This is a genomic window from Psychrobacter sp. (assembly GCF_049295055.1).
Classification (GTDB): Bacteria; Pseudomonadota; Gammaproteobacteria; order Pseudomonadales; family Moraxellaceae; genus Psychrobacter.
The window spans coordinates 71324-91512 of sequence record NZ_JBAQQF010000053.1 but is presented as its reverse complement, the minus strand read 5'-3'; the positions used below and the strand labels follow the sequence as shown (position 1 = coordinate 91512).

General features: G+C 42.2%; 14 protein-coding genes and 1 pseudogene. 10 read left to right on the top strand and 5 right to left on the bottom strand.

The window, feature by feature from the left end:
• The first annotated feature begins 77 nt into the window (after positions 1-77).
• The 4 genes and pseudogenes from WAZ74_RS08125 to WAZ74_RS08110 all read left to right on the top strand — a co-directional run.
• Positions 78-1016 carry a hypothetical protein gene (locus WAZ74_RS08125; protein WP_422307663.1) on the top strand — a complete coding sequence of 313 codons (939 nt, stop codon included), beginning with the start codon at positions 78-80 and terminating at the stop codon, positions 1014-1016.
• Positions 1017-1250: 234 nt separating this feature from the next.
• Positions 1251-2519 carry a putative DNA modification/repair radical SAM protein gene (locus tag WAZ74_RS08120; RefSeq protein ID WP_422307661.1) on the top strand — a complete coding sequence of 423 codons (1269 nt, stop codon included), beginning with the start codon at positions 1251-1253 and terminating at the stop codon, positions 2517-2519.
• 81 nt (positions 2520-2600) lie between these two features.
• Positions 2601-3485, top strand: a complete 885-nt coding sequence (locus tag WAZ74_RS08115) for a TIGR03915 family putative DNA repair protein (protein WP_422307659.1) — start codon at positions 2601-2603, stop codon at positions 3483-3485.
• Positions 3486-3646: 161 nt separating this feature from the next.
• A pseudogene (locus WAZ74_RS08110) lies at positions 3647-4768 on the top strand (glycosyltransferase); the annotation flags it as partial.
• Between the two features lie 500 nt (positions 4769-5268).
• On the opposite strand, the gene WAZ74_RS08105 reads toward WAZ74_RS08110, so the two are convergent.
• From WAZ74_RS08105 to WAZ74_RS08090, 4 genes are all read right to left on the bottom strand, one after another.
• On the bottom strand, positions 5269-6735 hold the full coding sequence (locus WAZ74_RS08105) for an NAD-dependent succinate-semialdehyde dehydrogenase (RefSeq protein ID WP_422307657.1): 1467 nt from the start codon (positions 6733-6735) through the stop codon (positions 5269-5271).
• 400 nt (positions 6736-7135) lie between these two features.
• A complete protein-coding gene (locus tag WAZ74_RS08100; protein WP_422307655.1) occupies positions 7136-8320 on the bottom strand; it encodes an acyl-CoA dehydrogenase in 1185 nt (394 codons plus the stop codon).
• A gap of 168 nt (positions 8321-8488) precedes the next feature.
• On the bottom strand, positions 8489-10186 hold the full coding sequence (gene rtcR / locus WAZ74_RS08095) for an RNA repair transcriptional activator RtcR (protein ID WP_422307653.1): 1698 nt from the start codon (positions 10184-10186) through the stop codon (positions 8489-8491).
• Positions 10187-10222: 36 nt separating this feature from the next.
• The gene (locus tag WAZ74_RS08090; protein WP_422307651.1) at positions 10223-10633 is read right to left on the bottom strand and encodes a hypothetical protein; all 411 of its coding nucleotides are present in this window, start codon (positions 10631-10633) and stop codon (positions 10223-10225) included.
• 380 nt (positions 10634-11013) lie between these two features.
• Here WAZ74_RS08090 and WAZ74_RS08085 point away from each other — a divergent pair, with 380 nt between their 5' ends.
• The 6 genes from WAZ74_RS08085 to WAZ74_RS08060 all read left to right on the top strand — a co-directional run bounded on the left by WAZ74_RS08085 (position 11014) and on the right by WAZ74_RS08060 (position 18799).
• Positions 11014-12246 (top strand): RtcB family protein, encoded by a 1233-nt coding sequence (locus WAZ74_RS08085; protein WP_422307649.1) that lies wholly within the window; start codon positions 11014-11016, stop codon positions 12244-12246.
• 41 nt (positions 12247-12287) lie between these two features.
• Complete coding sequence (locus WAZ74_RS08080; protein WP_422307647.1) at positions 12288-13919, top strand: LA2681 family HEPN domain-containing protein; 1632 nt, start codon at positions 12288-12290, stop codon at positions 13917-13919.
• A gap of 29 nt (positions 13920-13948) precedes the next feature.
• Positions 13949-14407, top strand: a complete 459-nt coding sequence (locus WAZ74_RS08075) for a DIP1984 family protein (protein WP_422307645.1) — start codon at positions 13949-13951, stop codon at positions 14405-14407.
• Positions 14408-14767: 360 nt separating this feature from the next.
• Positions 14768-15871: an RNA 3'-terminal phosphate cyclase gene (gene rtcA / locus WAZ74_RS08070; RefSeq protein ID WP_422307643.1), complete on the top strand. Its 1104-nt coding sequence runs from the start codon at positions 14768-14770 to the stop codon at positions 15869-15871.
• Between the two features lie 214 nt (positions 15872-16085).
• On the top strand, positions 16086-17894 hold the full coding sequence (locus WAZ74_RS08065; protein ID WP_422307640.1) for an FMN-binding glutamate synthase family protein: 1809 nt from the start codon (positions 16086-16088) through the stop codon (positions 17892-17894).
• Positions 17895-17947: 53 nt separating this feature from the next.
• A complete protein-coding gene (locus WAZ74_RS08060; protein WP_422307639.1) occupies positions 17948-18799 on the top strand; it encodes a phosphodiester glycosidase family protein in 852 nt (283 codons plus the stop codon).
• A 76-nt stretch (positions 18800-18875) separates the two neighbouring features.
• Here WAZ74_RS08060 and WAZ74_RS08055 read toward each other — a convergent pair whose 3' ends face one another.
• Positions 18876-20111, bottom strand: a complete 1236-nt coding sequence (locus tag WAZ74_RS08055; protein ID WP_422307637.1) for a vWA domain-containing protein — start codon at positions 20109-20111, stop codon at positions 18876-18878.
• Positions 20112-20189 lie beyond the last annotated feature (78 nt).

Sequence of the window (20189 nt, the reverse complement as noted above, 5' to 3'; positions counted from 1 at the left end):
TGTCAATTAACGAGGGTTTTCTTATCTCACTACTCTCTATTTTTGTTTTACTTATTATAATTTTAAAGGACTTTACTATGACCAACACTACTAATCATTCATCAGGTGTGATGCAAAAAACAGCTACATTCACGGCAATATCCGCACTGTTGGCAGGCACTGTACTGGCTATGTCCTCAGCCAATGCCGCTACTGAGGTGACTGTTCTACCATCTACGGGTGGCAGTACCACCGTAGTCGAGCAGTATTCTGATGGTAAAACAGCTGTTATCACCGCTACACCTAATAGCATTGGTATGCAAGATGGAATGCCGTTTGCTGTGACGCAGGTTACTAATATACCGCGCTACGTGGTGCGCCAAGGCGCTATTAATACTGTTGTGACTCAAGGGAGTGCGACCGTTACTAGCGTACCTGTGACCAATCAGATAACCAATCAAAGCAGCCGTGTTGACGTAATAGCGGTGCCTATGAGTACGGTGACACAAGTATTGCCTGTCACTCCTGTTACTCAGCTGCCAGTCATTAATGCACCTGTGACTACTCAAGTCATTGCTAATCAATCAGTGCTTCAACCAGTGACTAATCAAGTAACTACAATAACCACTATAGATGCCTTACAACTAAAACCAACTTTTAGTACACCTGATGTGGTCAATGCACAAACCAAGGTTATGAAAATCCTCAAAAATAGCGATGGACGTGAAATAGCAGTACCAGCTAACCATATCGCTCCTGGTGATATTATTGAGTATCATACCGTTTATACTAATACCACAGCGCAGCCGGTAACTGATATCAATGCCATGGTATCTTTACCAAATGGCGTGAGATTGGTGTCATTGAACAGTCCGCTACCAACACTTGCAACCACTGGTGGTGACAGCTATCAAACCATCCAGCAAGTCGGTAATACGGTGGTTGTCCAAGAGAATTACTCTGGTCTTAAGTGGAACTTAGTCAATCTTAACCCCAATGCAGCACAAACGGTGGTTATACGCGCTAAAGTTCAATAATTATTGCTTCGTATAGCGGCGCACCCTATTCAATAGTTTTACCAAAGGTCTTGCTTATGCAGGACTTTTTTTATGTCCAATAATATCTAAATACAAACTATTCTTTGAGGGTTACGAATAGCTAGCAGGCGACAACCGTTGTCGTACACTTCTATAATTTCACTCTTAAATACAAAGACTTATCACTAATTTTGTTAAAATAGTCTTTCATTACTGACATAGTAAATACTGCTTATGGCAACCATCAATTATGAAAGACTGCAAGGCAAGCTCAATATCTTAGCTGATGCGGCGAAGTATGATGTCTCTTGTTCCTCCTCCGCTGGCACGCGCAAAAACCAAGGCGGTGGTCTCGGTGATGCCTCGCAATCTGGTATCTGTCACAGCTATACCGAAGATGGCCGCTGTGTCAGTTTGCTCAAAATCCTGCTGACCAATCATTGTATTTACGACTGCGCTTACTGCACCTCTAGAAAGAGTAACGACACCCCGCGCGCAGCTTTTAGTGTCGAGGAAGTCGTTGATTTAACCATGCAATTCTATCGGCGTAATTACATCGAAGGGCTATTTCTCAGCTCTGGTATTTTTAAAAGTGGCGACTATACGATGGAGCGACTGGTCGAAGTAGCTAAGATACTACGTACCCGTGAGCGTTTTAATGGTTATATCCATCTAAAAACCATTCCGGGTGCCTCAAAGGAGTTATTACTCGAGGCAGGACTCTATGCTGATCGTTTAAGTGTTAATATTGAGATTCCGACAATATCTGGCCTTGCTTTACTCGCACCAGAAAAATCGCACGAGCAGCTAAAAGCGCCGATGGAAACCGTAAAAGAAGAAATCATTACCATTCGTGAAAGTCGTAAAACCCATAAAAAAGCGCCTAAATTTGTACCTGCCGGTCAAACCAGTCAGATGATTGTTGGCGCTAGCAATGAGACCGATTTACAAGTCATTCAGTTATCGAGTCATTTCTATAAACAATACGATCTTAAGCGCGTTTACTACTCTGGCTATGTGCCAATGTTATCTGATGATCGCTTGCCAGCCATTGGCACGCCTGTACCGATGGTGCGGGAAAACCGTCTCTATCAAGCCGATTGGCTGATGCGTTTTTATGGTTTTGGTGCGCACGAGATTGTTGAACCAGACTCGCCGTTTCTAGATTTGGACTGTGACCCGAAGCTGGCGTGGGCAATCCGCCATCGTGAGCATTTCCCGGTCAATATTCAAACCGCCACTTATGAAATGATTGTGCGTATTCCCGGTATCGGTACGAAAACGGCTAAAAAAATTATCAAAGCACGCAAGTTTAATCAATTGACACTTTATCATTTGAAGAAAATGGGTGCAGCGGTCAATCGTGCTAAATACTTCATCGCTACTACCGGTAAAAACGAGCACCTTGCTCATCTAACCCGTGATAACTTTCGTCAATACGTACTAGCACAAACGCAGACAAAATTTAAAGATCAACGTAGCGGACAGCTGTCTTTATTTTAGACCTACTATCAGTAAAGGGCTTTTAAAACATAAAGTTATATTTTAAAAGTCATACTTTTTAAAGCTATCTTAGGATAAATAATGTCGCAACCGATATCGGAGCTTACCCAGAGTGCAACGTATCCTGTGGGTCAATTGACGCCAAGTATCGTACTTTATGAGCCAAGTTTTGAAGGTTGGCTCAGTGCTGTGTCTTATGTCTACGCCCACAAATTACAAGACGATGTATCGCTTCAATTAACGGCACAAGATTGTTATGTACCCTCATTAATTGCTCAAGCGACCAGCGTTGATACTGATGGCGACAAAGCTGAGCGAGTGCTAGTAAAACTGAATACACTCTTAGGTCGCTCAGGGTTGCGCAATATCCTATGGGGATTTTTATCAGAGAAATATAATATCGGTAGCATCTTGTTTCGAGTGGTAAAATACGCCATTGACTACCCGAGTCGTTCTGTTATGGACGATTTAGGCAATCTGAATGTTTTAGAGCTGGTACAAACGGTCAAGTCCGTTGGTCGTGAGAAGCATCGTATGGAAGCATTTGTGCGCTTTGAGCATACGGTTGATGATATCTATTTTGCGCGCGTGGAGCCTGACTTTAATGTATTGCCATTGATTGGTGAGCATTTTCGCCAGCGTTATCAAGATCAACATTGGGCAATTTATGATATCCGTCGCGGTTTTGGTATTTATTATGACAAAAGTCTAAGTACACCCTCGCGCCCTGCCGCTTTGCAAACCATCACTGACCTTGATGATGCGGTATTGCGTAATCCTGCCAGCATTCATAGCGAGGACGAACTTCGTTATCAAAAATTTTGGCAAGGTTACTTTACCAACGTCAATATTAAAGAGCGTAAAAATCCGCGCTTGCATAAGCAATATTTGCCGCAGCGCTATTGGAAATATCTCAGCGAAAAACAAGTACTGCCGAATGCCGAGCATCTACAAAAACGTCGCTAATCGTTTTATCACTTACTTAAAGCCTTCATGTATAACACTGTTTCAACTCTCTTTAGAAAAACCAACTATCTAACGCTATGTTTTTATCTTGATGGTTGAGTTTTAGCGACTTTTAACTGACAATAGCAACTTAATATTCTAAACCAGTGACCTACGCCATTATGAAAGTTATGCGCTTACTATCGTCTTTAAAGCATGATGAATCCGAGCGCGGTATTTTTCATCTTGGACGCGCATTGGTCAAAAATGAGCATACTTCAATCATTATCTCTAGTGCTGATGAAGACAATGATTTGGTCAGGCGTTTAAAGCGTGATGGTAATAATTACCACCAGCTATATATGAATAAAAAGTCTTGGTTGTCATTACTACAAGTCGCGCCGCTGCGTCGTCTGATCGAAAAATATGACCCTGATATCATTCATGTGCACTCGCGTACACCTGCATGGATATTACATTTAGCACTGCGCCGTGCGCGTGTGAAACGTCGACCTAAGCTTGTCTCAACCATGTATGGTTTTTATCCTATTAATAAATATTCACAAGCATTGCTTGATGTTGATACCATCATTACCGTGTCTGATAGTGTGACCGATTACCTTAAAAAAGGCCTACGCCGTGAAGACCTTGATCCTAAAGTGATTAAGCGGATTTATCGCGGTATTGATACGCGCCGTTATCCTTATCGCCATAATCCATCGGTATATTGGCTGCGCTACACCTTTGCTGAATATCCTGAGCTTGAAAATAAAAAATGGCTGGTATTCCCCACCATTATTGGTAAGGAATATGGACAAGAATGGCTCATTGACATCTTGGGTAATTTAGAAGCAGATTTCCCGAATATTCATGTCATTATTATGGATGAGGATTATCGACCTGGTGATGTCGCACATGAAGACTTTCGCCAACGCAGCAATACTTTAGGTTTTTCTAAACGCATTACCTATGTAGGTAGTAAACGTAACGATATGCGTGAGTGGTTATCAGCGGCCAATATCGTGTTGGCGCTTGCTAACGAGCCTGAATCAATCGGTATTAACGCCCTGCAAGCCATTCATTTAGGTACGCCTGTGATTGGCTGGGATCAAGCCGCCTTTAGCGAAATCTTGCAGCCCTTATACCCACAAGGGTTGGTCAAGAAATACAATGCCCATGCGCTCTGTAAAGCAGTAAGAAACCAGTTAGAAAGCGTCACTCGCCCTGAGATGACCAATAAATTCACTATGCGTGAAATGATTGAAGAAACCCTTACTGTGTACAAAGGTTTGTATGAAAAATCGCTAGCAGAAGAACAGGTACAAGCTGATGCGGCCGCCGTAAGACGAGTTAAAAAAAGCCTTAAACCGATAATGAAACCTTTTAATAAACCATCCGAGCGCTTAGTTACTCAACAGCCTACTCCGTCCATTATTCTTAAAAAGAAAGCGATTGATAAAGGCACTAATTATAAAACCAATGATGATAAAGTTATTGGTTATAAAACCACTGGCAAAAATGAACGCATACCAGCAACGAAATCTTTAGATCCTAAAATTATAGCTACTGAACCCATCGACCCTGAAAAAGTACTGCCAAAGCATCCTGACTCTTTAGTACTAAAAGATAAAAGTCTTGATGAAGAATCTTCAACTAGTGAGCTTTTATAACCTGCCAGCTATCAGTATGCCAAAAAAAGCCTAGCATTAAACGTTAGGCTTTTTTTATAAAAATCTTTTGGTTTACTACCCTAGAATTATATGTTCTTTATTAGAAAAAGTGATCAGTTTTACGATAAACCCTATTAGCTAATGTCAGAGCACCAGTATTTAGTTACGACATACTCTTCGATACCGTATTTAGAACCTTCACGACCAAAGCCAGACTGCTTTACACCGCCAAATGGCGCCACTTCGGTCGATATCATGCCGGTATTGTGCCCCACTATGCCGTACTCAAGACTTTCTGTTACGCGCCACGAGCGTGCAAAGTTACTACTATAGAAGTAAGCAGCGAGCCCATAAATAGTATCATTAGCGGCTTGAATAGCTTGTTCTTCGGTCTCAAAGGTAAATATTGAGGCGATAGGACCGAATATTTCTTCACTGGCAATATCCATATCGCTACTAAGGTTAGTAATCACTGTAGGATTAAAGCTAAGCGCTGAAGCATCGTTTTTATCACCGCCAGTGACTATGGTTGCCCCTTTAGCAAGCGCATCTTTTAGTAATGCTTGGACTTTCTCTAAGCCATCTTTATTGATTAAAGGGCCAATATCAACGCCTTCATCCATGCCATTACCAACTTTTAACGCTTCTACCTTTTTGACAAAGATGTCTAAAAACTTATCTTTAATGCTGTCTTGCACATAAACACGATTGGCACAAACACAGGTTTGACCAGCATTACGAAATTTAGAGGCAATTAAGCCTTCAGCGGCTTTTTCTAAATCAGCATCATCAAATACAATGAATGGCGCATTGCCACCTAATTCTAAAGATAGTTTTTTAACCGTAGGCGCACATTGCGCCATCAATTTACGGCCTACTTCAGTAGAGCCAGTAAATGATAACTTTTGAATACGTGCATCACCGGTTAAAATATCACCGACAACTGAGGATTTACCAGTAACTACTTGGATGACACCGGCTGGGATGCCTGCTTGCTCAGCCAATACGCCAAGTGCTAAGGCAGAAAATGGCGTGGCAGTAGCAGGTTTGATAATCATGGTACAGCCAGCAGCTAATGCCGGAGCCGCCTTACGAGTAATCATAGCCGCTGGGAAGTTCCACGGCGTGATTGCCGCGCAAACACCGATAGGCTGTTTTATAATGACATGGCGCAGCTGCGACTTGGTAGCAGGAATGACATCACCGTAGACGCGTTTACCCTCCTCTGCAAACCAGCGGATAAAGCTGTTGGCATAACCAATCTCACCGCGCGACTCGGTCAATGGCTTGCCTTGTTCAGCGGTCATAATAATCGCCAAATCTTCTTTATTATCATCAATGAGATCGGCCCATTTCTGTAGCAAATCACTACGCTCTTGCGCCGTTTTTGCTGCCCAACTAACCTGTAATTTATGAGAATAAGCGACAGCATCTTTAACATCTTGCTCAGTAAGACTTGGGACGTTACCAATAACCTCACCGTTAAAAGGATTGCTCACATCGATAGTCGCGGCATCACTGGCAGCGTGCCAGCCATCTTTAATAAAGCATTGTTGTTTGAGTAAATCTGGATTTGATAGCTTTAATGTATTTTTAGACATGTTAACGCTCCTTGGCGCTGGGCTTATTTATAGTTATTCGTCAATTAATGATTACAGATAATATTAACAACTATTATTATAAGAACGATAAGAAGCCATTCGCAACCCTCACTAACACTTCTATCACCATTCTAAGTTAAGCATTACTGTTATAACGTTTTGCTAATACACCTAAGAACAAATTCTTTTATCTTTATGTAGTGGTTCTACTTTTAAGAGAATACAGTGCTGCTGGGATTAATTATTCGCAGCCTCTGTCTGCGTAAGCACAGCAAGTAAGAAAAATTGATACCAGTAGCACATTATAATGTTTGTATTTCTTTTATTTAGGACTGACTATACTTCCAATCACCTTATGCATGTAACTATTAACTATAACGCCATAAAACTTGGCTAGCAGTTATGAAAAAGCTTGAATGCCAGTCTGCGCGCGACCTAAGATAAGCGCATGAATATCATGCGTGCCTTCATAAGTGTTCACCGCTTCTAAGTTCATCACATGGCGGATGACGTGATATTCATCAGAGATACCATTACCGCCATGCATATCACGGGCAACGCGAGCAATATCCAGCGCCTTACCGCAATTGTTACGCTTAATCATTGAAATCATCTCTGGCGTGGCTTTATTGTCATCCATTAGACGTCCAACACGTAGCGCCGCTTGTAAGCCAAGGGTAATCTCTGTTTGCATATTAGCAAGTTTTAACTGTACTAATTGGGTTGCTGCTAGCGGACGGTCAAATTGAATGCGGTCAAGAGTATATTGCCGGGCAGCTTTCCAGCAGAATTCAGCTGCGCCCATCGAGCCCCATGCAATACCGTAACGCGCCTTATTTAAACAACCAAACGGGCCTTTGAGACCGCGGATATCTGGAAAAGCATTGGCTTCAGGGACGAATACTTTATCCATGACAATCTCACCAGTAACTGATGCTCGCAATGAGAACTTACCTTCAATTTTAGGAGCGGACAAGCCTTTCATACCTTTTTCTAAGACAAAACCACGAATCTCACCTGTATCATCTTTCGCCCAAATGACAAACACATCAGCGATAGGACTGTTGGTAATCCACATCTTATTACCCGTCAGCTCATAACCGCCAGCGACTTTTCGTGCGCGCATTAACATCGAAGCAGGGTCCGATCCTGAATCTGGCTCGGTTAGACCAAAGCAACCGACATACTCACCACTAGCCAACTTAGGCAGATACTTTTCTTTCTGCTCTTCAGTGCCATACGCCCAAATCGGATGCATGACCAAGCTTGACTGCACGCTCATTGCTGAACGATAGCCTGAATCTACGGCTTCTACCTCACGGGCAATTAAACCATAAGCGACACTCGACAAGCCTGCACATCCGTAGCCTTCGATAGTGACACCAAGAAACCCCATCTCACCCATCTGACGAATAATATTACGATCAAACTGCTCATGGCGATTGGCCTGAATGATTCCAGGCATTAGCTCTTTTTGACAAAATTGACGTGCGCTGTCAGTAACCATGCGCTCTTCTTCGGTTAATTGGTCGCGCAATAAAAACGCGTCTTCCCAATCAAAGCGTGATTTGGTGGAATTTGCCATATAGTTCTCCTTAGCTTCAGTTATCCTGAACAATAAATAGTGAGAATTTTCTCTCAGTTCTAAATGCTAGCACATGAGATAGAAAGTAATGATTAAAAAAATCAGCCTAACTTATTAAAAAAATCCGTCAAACCAGCTCATCAAACCAAACCAAACCATTACATTAGTTTATCGAATCAGCTCGTCAAACTTAAGCCCAAACTTCATTAAGTACTTACGCAAACGATCGCTATCATTGGGACTTTTCAGCTTATCACGCGTTTGAGCATAAAGATAACGACCGGCGGCTGCTTGATTCTTATGCTGGATGCAAACCTCAATGACATAGGCCAGTTGTACCGCATCGAATGTATCAACCTTCATAAGGATATCTTTATCAAGATATTTATCTAAAGTATTCTGACTTGTGGTTTCAATTAAATGCCTGTCTAACGCTAAACTAGAGTCAGAGTTAAAACTACTTAGGCTATTATTAGCCATGCTATTAAAATGGTCAGGCAAGCCCCAAAGATTGGACAAACGCTCAATCTCTACTTGCACATCCTCTACCCTAATAACTTTACTTTCAGCCAGCGTGGTCAGGCGAATCATACTGGCGGTCAAATCCCGAAAGTTTCCTTGCCATGTTGCCTCGCGACTCATCGCAAAGTCTTCGTATAACTGCCGTGCGCTTGGCTCAAAGCGAAATTGCTGCTGTTGCTCACTACCAAGGCGTGCCAGCTCATAATCAATATTTGCGGGTAAATCCTCAAGACGATCTTTCAGCGATGGCAAAAAGAACGTCCACGTATTGAGTCGAGCAAATAAATCGGCACGAAACTCGCCATTAGCAACCGCTCGTCGCAAGTCTTTATTGGTTCCTGCCATCAACTGAAACGAGACGTTAATCGACGTATCACTACCGAGTGGATAAAAGCGCTGCTCCTCTAATGCGGTTAATAACATCGCTTGCTCATCAAGTCCCAATTCACCGATTTCATCTAAGAATAGCAAGCCACCGTCAGCTGATTTTAATAGCCCATCACGATTTGAAGCTGCACCCGTAAATGCGCCTTTGACATGACCGAACAGCACACTCATTGCCGTATCACCGCGCAAGGTGGCGCAGTTGACTTCGACAAATTTATTTAACGCATATTTATTTTGAACGGAGTTATCCGCTTTGGCTTTCTTTAGCGCGTAAATTTGGCTAGCCAATTGCGACTTGCCAGCCCCTGTTGCACCCATCAATAGTATCGGCGCAGTTGAGCGCGTAGCCACCTTTTCGATATCGGATATGAGCTGTTGATAAGCAGCATTTTGGGTAACCAGATTGGCTTGCAAGGTTTGCCAATGCTGCTGTTTTTCCGCCTCAAAGCGTGCACGTAAACCATCATATCGCGACACGTCCAAATCTATGACTTGATAGCGACCTTGCGGATCCGCTTGATCTGGTCTCGGACAAGGAGACGTCTGCAGCAAATCTGCTGGAATAAAGCCCGCCTCTACCAATAAAAACCAGCAAATCTGTGCTACATGCGTGCCCGTAGTCAGATGCAGCAAATAGTCCGTATTATCTTGAAAATCAAACGCTGCCGCAAAGTCATATAGCTCAGCATAGACTTCCGCAAAATCCCACGGACTAGATAACGAGACATGGTGACCAATCACTTTAGTCTGCGGACTGACCTGTGCAATATCATCAACTATTATCTTAAACAACCGCTTATCACGGGTGCTATATAAGATATGCAGCTCATCAACCAGTAACTCATCATGCAAACCTAGGCTAACCGTCGGTCGCCAACGCTGCCAACGTTTATCATTAAAGCCATTATCTAGCGTGGTTCCGAGAAATCCGATGACGGCGGTTTTATTTTTACGCATTTAGTGTTCAATCGCTTAATAATATTTAGGCTCAAATTAATCAAAAGATAGCCCAGCAAAATAATACTGCGAAGGCTTACCATCTTTATATAAAATTAAATAGCGCGCCTCGCCCCTATCCATACTTGTCCAAAAATCGCTGCAATCATCAATCTTATGTATATCTTTTTCATCGATTTCCGTACAACCAAACCATGATCTGGCTTCATCATCGGTCACTAACGCTGCATGAGCCATTGTAGGTTCATCACTAATCCCATAGATATCTAACACAGATTTCGTACCGTCCTCGGCTGCAAACTCGCGTGCCTCATCGATATCACCAGCTTCAGCATCCTCACTGTAGCGATATTCTCCTGCTGCAAATATTTGCTGTTGTAAATCGCTTAATGCTTGCTCGGTATCTTCTTGGTATTTTGTGACACTCCGATAACTTTCAGCACCCATTTTTATCTCCTTGTGGTTTATACAGTTGGTTAGTGTTGATAATAGCAAGTTTGGTTTAGTTAATATGGTAGCTAAATTCACTAGATTAAAATGTAAAAGATAGTTTGGTTCATTAAGCATCGATAATTCATATATAGTTTGAATTATCGCTAAACAAAATTATATCTTAAATTCTATTAGAATAGAATATTTTCTATAAACCAACACTATAGTATATTTAGCCAAACTTCTTACACAACTAAAATTAATAATTTAAATTAACAATATCAGTATCTTGGATATTAATAGCTTCAATTATCAAGACTTGGCATACTCCTAGCATTATATAAAGTACAGATTATTCAATGATAAATTATATTTTTAAATATAAGGAAAGTGCGATGCAACCTACCACTCATAATATTATTCAGGACGGCGGAACCCCTATTCGACTTTGGACAAAGGGTGTACCTGTCGATCCTAAAGCTCATAACCAATTGATTAAAGCCTCGCAAATGCCGTTTATTTATAAGTGGCTCGCGGTAATGCCTGATGTCCATGTCGGGATTGGCGCGACTATCGGTACGGTGCTGCCGACCAAAGAAGCCATTATCCCAGCGGCGGTCGGTGTCGATATCGGTTGCGGGATGATGGCCGTACAAACGACGCTGACCGCGAATGATTTGCCTGATAATTTGCTGGGTCTACGTACCGAACTTGAAAAAGCGATTCCTCATGGACGTAGTAAAACTCGTGGACGCGGTTCACGTCGTGATGTTGGTGCGTGGTCAAACCCTGATAATAGTGTAACGGATGGTTGGGGAACGCTGGTCAATGATTTTAATTATCTGACTCAAAAGCATCCTAAGCTTAAAAACACCAACAATCTCAATCATTTGGGTACGCTTGGCACAGGCAATCACTTCGTGGAAGTATGTCTTGATGAGACCAATCAAGTATGGATTATGCTGCACTCAGGCTCTCGTGGCGTCGGTAATGCTATTGGTCGCTACTTTATTGAGCTGGCACGTGAAGATATGCGCAAGTGGTTTATCAACCTGCCTGACAAAGATTTGGCCTACTTTGCGGAAGGCACAGAGCATTTTGATGATTACTGGTTTGCGGTCGGTTGGGCGCAGCGATTCGCCTTTAAGAACCGTGAGATCATGATGGAAAAAGCCATCAAGGCGCTACGTCAAATCATTAACAAGCCGTTTAATGCCGCCGTAAAAGCGGTGAACTGTCACCACAACTATGTGGAAAAAGAAGAGCATTACGGTGAGGAAATCTTTGTCACTCGCAAAGGCGCAGTACGTGCCCGCGTTGGTGAATACGGTATCATTCCGGGGTCGATGGGCGCGAAATCCTTTATCGTCCGCGGCAAAGGTAACGAAGAATCGTTTTGTTCTTGCTCACATGGCGCAGGTCGAGTGATGTCACGTACTGAAGCCAAAAAAGTCTTCACGGTCGCCGATCAAATTGCCCAAACGGAGGGCGTAGAATGCCGCAAAGATGTAGACGTGATTGATGAAATCCCAGCAGCGTATAAGAATATTGACGACGTGATGAAAGCGCAGAGTGATTTGGTAGAGATCGTACATACTTTGAGGCAAGTGGTTTGTGTTAAAGGCTAAGTTAGACATAAAATATATTCTAAGAAAATAAGGATATTTTGATGAAAAGTCACGAGCAAATTAATTTTGAAAATATTAATTTTCAACTTGAAAGTGCTTCAAAAATGATTGACCTAGGAAACTTTAATCAAAGTTTTAAACTATGTTTAGATATAGAGACAATTTTGAGTGAGGAAGTAAACAAAGATGATACTCAATACTCTTACACACTTTACAAGCTGGGAATGTTGTTCGTTGATTTAGGCAACATGGCGTCAAATAATAAAGCATCTGAGCTAGGTATTGACATAATGGAGTCCGAAGTTTTTGCAAACATTTTAACTCGGGATAGTTATTACTACAATCTGGGAAATGCAAAAAGCAACTTAATTCAAAGTTCATCTGGAGATCAACTTGATACCGATGTAGAACTAATAAAGCAACTTGCAGAGGTAAGCTCTCTATTTTTTAAAGCAATTTTGTCTTGTAGAAAGCAGGATGTAGACTCTCAACCTGAATATCTTGTTAATTTAGCTATAAACCTGCAAAAGCAATATAGATTTCCCGAGGCGTTAGCCTTGTATGATCAAGTTATCGCAATGAATTTAGACATTCCACAAGTTTGGACAAATCGTAGTGAGTGTTTGAGTGTGATAAGTCGAATAAATAACTCTTCTTCAATTAAACAAGGTAGAGAAATTGCTTTAGGTTTTAGGAATGCTAGCAAATCTAACAAATTACCACCTCAGTGGGCAAAATCTTATCTCATAAGAGCCGAGAAAATAGATAGTGATATCGAAAAAGATTGTTTAGATATGGGAGTAGCTATAGAAGATGATAGCCACTTAGATGAGCAAGAATACCAATCCTTATCAGAATTTAGAAAATGGTGTTTGGATAATTTCCTAAGTCTTAGTGAGCATGGTTTATATTGCAAATGCTACGGAAGTGCAAGTGATAATTTAAATATCCCAATGTCTATTAGAGCGATTTCTGGAGATTTCATATTACTAATGCAAAAGGTACTAAATAGGCTTAAATCGGAATTTGGACTTGCTAGGCTAATGTTATACGAATATAAGGTTGCTAAGAGAGATAACAATATAGACGATGATGCTTGCTATGCAGAGTTGCATGACAATGAGTTACTAGGAACAAATATCGAAAAGCTTCGTACCGCTTTTAGGATTTGCTTTGGCGTACTAGATAAAATAGGTAACGCTATTGGTTTGTTGTTTGACTTACAACTTAAAACTAAGAAAGGAAAAGTCAGGCCTTCGTATTTCCATACTTTTTGGGAACTTGAAGACGAAGACAGACTTCAAAAGTTCGAAGCTTATAATAATGAAGGCTTGATTGGTTTATATAGCATAGCTTGCGGTTTGAATCATAACCTAGAAGGTGAACTTAGTTTTTATAAGCAGTGGCGGAATGCATTGGAACATAGTTTTGTATTTGTTTACGAGAATGAAAAACCTGAAAGTATTGAAAATTCATTAGCTTATTACGAAGAACCAGTTTTTATTCCAGAATCTGAATTTGTTGAAAGCGCAGAGCATGTTTTACAATTGACACGTTCAGCTATTTTCTCTTTCGTCTTTGCAGTTAGGATCAAAGCTGAGAAAGAAGCTCTTGAAGATATGTCTGATAATTTAATTCAAAGCAAGTTTATTGAGCGAAAAATATATATTTAAAATGAAATCAACATTTAGAGAGAACCAAAATGAAACTCGCAGAAGCCCTACTTATCCGTAGCGATATGCAAAAAAAGCTAGCACAGATTAAAGGTCGTATTCGTAACAATGTCAAAGTTCAAGAGGGCGATACACCAAGCGAAGATCCTAATACGCTGATGATTGATGCCAGTCAAATCATTACGGAGCTAAGTGTTTTGATTGAGCGCATTCATCGTACTAATGCCATTGCTCAGACCGATAAAGGTCAGTCAATGCTGGCGCTATTGGTAGAGCGCGATACATTAGAGATGCGTCATAAGCTATTGGTGGATGCCATTGAAGCGACACAGACTGAAGCAGATCGTTATAGCCATCGTGAAATTAAATGGAATATTATAGTTTCTGTGTCAGGATTACAAAAGCAAGCCGATGACATCGCCATGAAACTTCGCAAGATTAACATTGTTATTCAAGCTAATAACTGGCAAATTGACCTGATAGAATAATTATTTTTAAAACCAATTTCAGAATTCTCTGCGCGCTTAATGTAAGTAAGCAGACTACCCGTTTGGAACCGACTGGGCGAGTGTCAGACCCCTTACTTCCACAACAGGGGGTTGAAAATATACTGTAGTGGCTGCCACGCGTTGTGGGCAAACGTCTTTTTTACACCTCATGCCCCATACACTTCACTAGGCACAAAGTACCATTTAGACCTTACCACCAGACAATGACAGTCGGTCTCAATTTTATTTTTATTGCGCTCTAACCTTTCCATTTTTATAAAACCTATTTAATTATCCTGATGCGATAAGCATCATTAAAAAAATCTAAAAGCCTCCCCAAAAATAAGAAAGTCTAATATCATGCCAATATCAAAAACTAAATCCCTAAAAATCGACGGCAGCACAGGCGAAGGCGGTGGACAAATTATCCGTACCGCCCTATCACTATCTATGCTGACGGGCATTCCTATTGAGATTAGCAATATCCGTGCTGGTCGATCTAAACCTGGATTAATGCGTCAACATTTAATGTGCGTGCAAGCGTCACAAGCGATATCAGATGCCAACGTGTCAGGCGCTGATTTAGGCAGCAGCAGTTTTAGCTTTACGCCAAATACGATTAAGTCAGGTGATTATACTTTTGATATTGGCTCGGCTGGCAGTACCAGTCTGGTGCTACAAACGCTATTACCTGCTCTGCTCTTTGCTAACACCAATCAACATTCAAAATCGACCGTAACGATTAAAGGTGGAACCCACAATCCACTGGCACCAACCACAGATTTCTTACAACAGGCGTTTATTCCTGCGCTTACTAAGTTGGGTATGCAAATAGATATTGAATGTCTACAAGCAGGCTTCGCGCCCGTTGGCGGTGGCACCATCAAAGCAACGATAACGCCGTTTTTACGCCGTGCTAACTCGTTGCCTTTCAAAATTATTGAACGTGGTGAGATGATGAGCGTAGAGCTAGTCGCCAGTGTGCTCAATTTGGAATATGATATTGGTACACGTGAGCTTGCCAGCGCGAAAGCGGTATTGGTTGAATCTGGAATCGACGACACCCTTATTACCACAAGAGGCCATAAACTGCTCGGTATCGGTGAAGGTAATACTTGCTACGCAAAAGTAACTCATAAAGTTGGTGAAACTAACAATAACGAACACTGTCATCAAGAAATATTTACTTTGCTCGGAGAAAAACGTACTTCGGCTGAAAAGATGGGTAATCGCTTAGCAGGCTTGGTGAAGCGTTACTTGTTTAAAACCGATGCATTAGTTGACGAGTATCTAACCGACCAGTTGCTGCTGCCTTTAGCTTTATCAGGTGGCGGTGAGTTTACTGCACGCGTCATTAGTCAGCATACTGAGACTCAAGCTTGGTTAATAAAACAGTTTTTACCGGTTGAGATTACCTTTGACGTGATTGATAATAAAAAAACAGTGGTAAAGGTTACAGCTTAAAATAACTGGGCTGCAAAACCCGCATTAGCACACTGTTACCCAATGACACCGATGCAGTGATATCATAGGCGTATAATATGCGCGTTAATTATAAGTTAAGATAAAGCTGGCTTACTTCCAAATCATCTATATCGATAGTTGGAGTATGTTACTTTTATTTTTACTCGTAATTAGTGCGTTTTTTAACTTTCATGTCTTATTGTTGAGCGTTACTATGCCCCAATCTCGTACCAATCTAAATCCAAAGCCTAAACATCATAATTCCTCTCCTTATCTGACTGGCATGCTGCTGCGCTATGGCACTTTTGGCGCAACTATATTGCTGTTCTTAGCTGGGCTGTTATTGTTTAACTGGTGGCTGATTATTATTGGTGGCATTGGTGTAGGTTTGGGTATTTATGATTTAATTCAATCGAAGCATGCGATATTGAGCAACTATCCGGTTGCTGGGCATATTCGTTACGTGCTGGAGGATTTTCGTCCTGAGATTCGTCAGTATTTACTTGAAGATGATAAGGAACAAGTGCCGTTTTCGCGTCAGCAGCGTGCACTTGTTTATCAACGTGCAAAAAACGTCAGTGATACCAATGCTTTTGGTACTTTAGACAATTTATACGCCCATGGTAAAGAATGGTTTTTGCAGTCAGCTGTCAGTGAACCGATCATAAACAAAGACTTTCGTATCATTGTTGGTGGCGAGCGTTGTCAGCAGCCACACGATATGTCGGTGTTTAATATCTCAGCGATGAGCTTTGGCAGTTTGTCCGCTAACGCCATTATGGCGCTCAATCAAGGCGCAAAGATGGGCGGCTTCACCCATGATACCGGTGAAGGGGCAATCAGTCCTTATCATCGTAAGTTCGGTGGCGACTTGATTTGGGAGCTGGGCACGGGTTATTTTGGTTGCCGTGATGACAACGGTCATTTTGATCCGCAATCTTTTGCCGAAAAGGCCGTCGATCCACAAGTTAAAATGATAGAGATTAAACTATCACAAGGGGCGAAACCTGGTCAGGGAGGCGTCCTACCAGCAGAGAAAATTACGCAAGAAATCGCCGATACCCGCCAAGTACCGATGGGACAGGATTGCGTATCGCCCTCTTCGCACTCAGCTTTTAGTAATCCACGTGAGCTGGTCGCGTTTTGGCAACAACTACGTGAATTATCAGAGGGGAAACCGGTTGGTTTTAAGCTTTGTATCGGGCAGCCTTGGCAGTTTATGGCGATTGTTAAAGCAATGATTGAAGCCGACAATTATCCTGACTTTATCGTTATTGATGGCGCTGAAGGCGGTACAGGTGCGGCACCCGTAGAGTTTATGGATAATGTCGGCATGCCGATGGTCGATGGCTTTTTATTGGTGCACAATACCTTAGTCGGTGCCGGTATCCGTGACAAAATCAAACTCGGTGTCAGCGGTAAAATCGTTTCCGGCTTTGACATTGCTCGTTTGATTGCATTGGGCGCGGACTGGTGTAATTCAGCACGTGGCTTTATGTTTGCCGTTGGTTGTATCCAATCGCGCTCATGTCATACCAATACCTGCCCAACCGGTGTTGCAACGCAAGACCCATATCGTCAAAAGGCACTTGATGTGCCTAGCAAAGCTGATCGCGTCGCAAGCTTCCATAAGAATACGCTTAAATCACTGGCCAGCATTGTAGGTGCAGTTGGTCTGCAACACCCAAGCCAATTGCAGCCTTATCATATTGCTCGCCGTTTAGATGACGGGCAGATTAAACTATTGTCTAAATTCTTTTATTTTACCGATAAGGGAGCGTTACTTAATAATAGTGCGCGCGCGGACGTATTTAATCAAATGTGGGTGATGGCAAATTCTGATAGCTTTTTAGCCAATAACGACGCCTTAATTGCTTATAACAAAGACTCGCGTGATAAAGGTCGAGAAACCAGTGCGACAGCCGAACAAGGTCTTGGAAGTTTTGTTAACATTAACGACGGTGGACAGTTAATCGGTAACGTCAATAATACTTTTCGCGAATTTCCACCTACAGACGACTAAGCACTATTGACTGATTAAAATAGACAAACTCTGTTCCTATGATATCTTTCCTTATGATAAAAGATAAGTTATTGATGCTAAACGCCATTTTTAATTCACCCACCTCTCTACTGACGGTAGCGCTGATTGCATTAAGTGTTAGCGCTTGTCAGCCAATAGACGATACAAAAAATAATGTGACTGATAGCAATACAGAAAGCGGGTCGTGTGAGTCGCAGAAATCACCATTTGCTTATAGTGTTTGTAGTGTTAAAGCGGAAGCGCTCACTAGTGGACACTATTCATTACAACTGTTTTGGCAGCAGCCTAATAGCACTCAGCCATTGCTGTCTTTTGCTAACTTATTGACGACTTTACCAGATAACCAAAGGCTGAATTTTGCCATGAACGCTGGCATGTATGATGAGAACTACGCGCCTATCGGCTATACCGTCATTGAAGGTAAAGAGATTCATTCGTTAAATCTCAAAGAAGGTGGCGGCAACTTTCACTTATTGCCCAACGGTGTCATGTGGTGGGATAAGACTGGCGCAGTACAAATCACTGAAAGCAACGCCTTAGACGAGCAGCTAAAAAGCGGTCAAGCACAACCTTGGTATGCCACTCAATCAGGGCCGATGCTGGTTATCAATAATAAGATTCACCCACAGTTTAACCCCAATAGCGCATCAGCCAAGCTCCGTAATGGCGCAGGCGTTTGCAACGATGGCAGCATACAGTTTGTCAATAGTGATGAGCCTGTGACTTTTTATCAGTTTGCAGCGCTGTTCAAAGATTATCTAAAGTGTCCAAATGCTTTATTTTTGGATGGCGGGATTGCTTCGGCATTGTATGCGCCTAGCATCGATAAACACGATAAGAAAGAGATGGGTGTTATCATTGGCGTCATTGAAACTAAAAAGTAGCCGTTATGAATCATAACGGCTACTTTTATTAAGTGATTTATGACTGAAGTGAGTCCAGTAATGCTCAAAACCGTCACTACCGCGCCATATAGTTGGTCATCTCTTCTACGCCATGCAAAGTCATAGGGTACATCTTATTATCAAACAGTTTTTTAATCTCAACGATGGTTTGGGTATATTGCCAGTACGCTGGATCTTCAGGATTGAGCCACGCGACTTTATCAAAATGCGCAAGCATGCGTTTTAGCCAGACGATACCCGCTTCATTATTCATATACTCAACACTGCCGCCCACTGTCATAAGCTCATAGGGCGACATTGAGGCATCACCGACGAAGATAACGCGATATTCGCGACCGTATTTATTGAGCAGCTCAAAGGTCGGCATCGGTGCGCTATGGCGACGTTCATTGTCTTTCCAAACATAATCATACAGACAGTTATGAAAGTAAAAAAACTCTAAAGTTTTAAATTCATTCTTTGCCGCAGAAAACAGCTTTTCTAGTGCTTCAACATGGATATCCATACTACCGCCAACATCAAACAGCATCAGCACCTTAACTCGGTTGCGACGCTCCGCTTGCATATGAATATCGAGCACACCTTTTTTCGCAGTACGCTTGATGGTCTCATGAATATCTAACTCATCAGCACTGCCCGTCCGTGCAAACTGGCGCAAATTGCGTAGTGCCATCTGAATTTGGCGGGTACCAAGCTGACTATCGTCATCGAGGTTGCGGTATTTACGCTGTTCCCAAACTTTGGCTGCGCTGCGTTTACGCGACTCACCGCCAACGCGCACGCCTTCTGGATGATCGCCATAGGCGCCAAATGGCGACGTACCGCCAGTCCCGACCCATTTACTACCGCCTTGATGACGCTCTTTTTGCTCTTTTAAACGTTCTTCAAGCGCTTTCATCAACTCTTCAAGCGAGCCATATTTTTTGAGCAGACGACGCTGTTCTTCAGTGAGGTTTTTAGGATCTAATTTTAAGTCGAGCCACTCTTTAGGGACGTCAGTCAGCTTAGACATAAGCTCATCCATATCAAGACTATCAACGCCTTCAAAGTAATCCGCCATTGCTCGATCAAATTTATCAAAGTGGCGCTCGTCTTTGACCATACAAAGCCGAATTAATCGGTACATATCTTCGCGGCTGGCAAAGGTAGCCAATGCTGAATCTTCCTGCTTTGATGAGAGAACTGGCTGCATCATCAGCCCTTGCTCAAGCGCGGCATTTAGGTCAAGTAGCTCACGGGTACTGACCGGCACGCCGTAAGTACGCAAGGTATAGAATAGTTTGATAAACATAAGAGTCGCATCACTTATTGGCTGATATGATTAATATTTAAACGTTTGCCTAAGCTTCAATCTTCGCTGCAAAGCTTA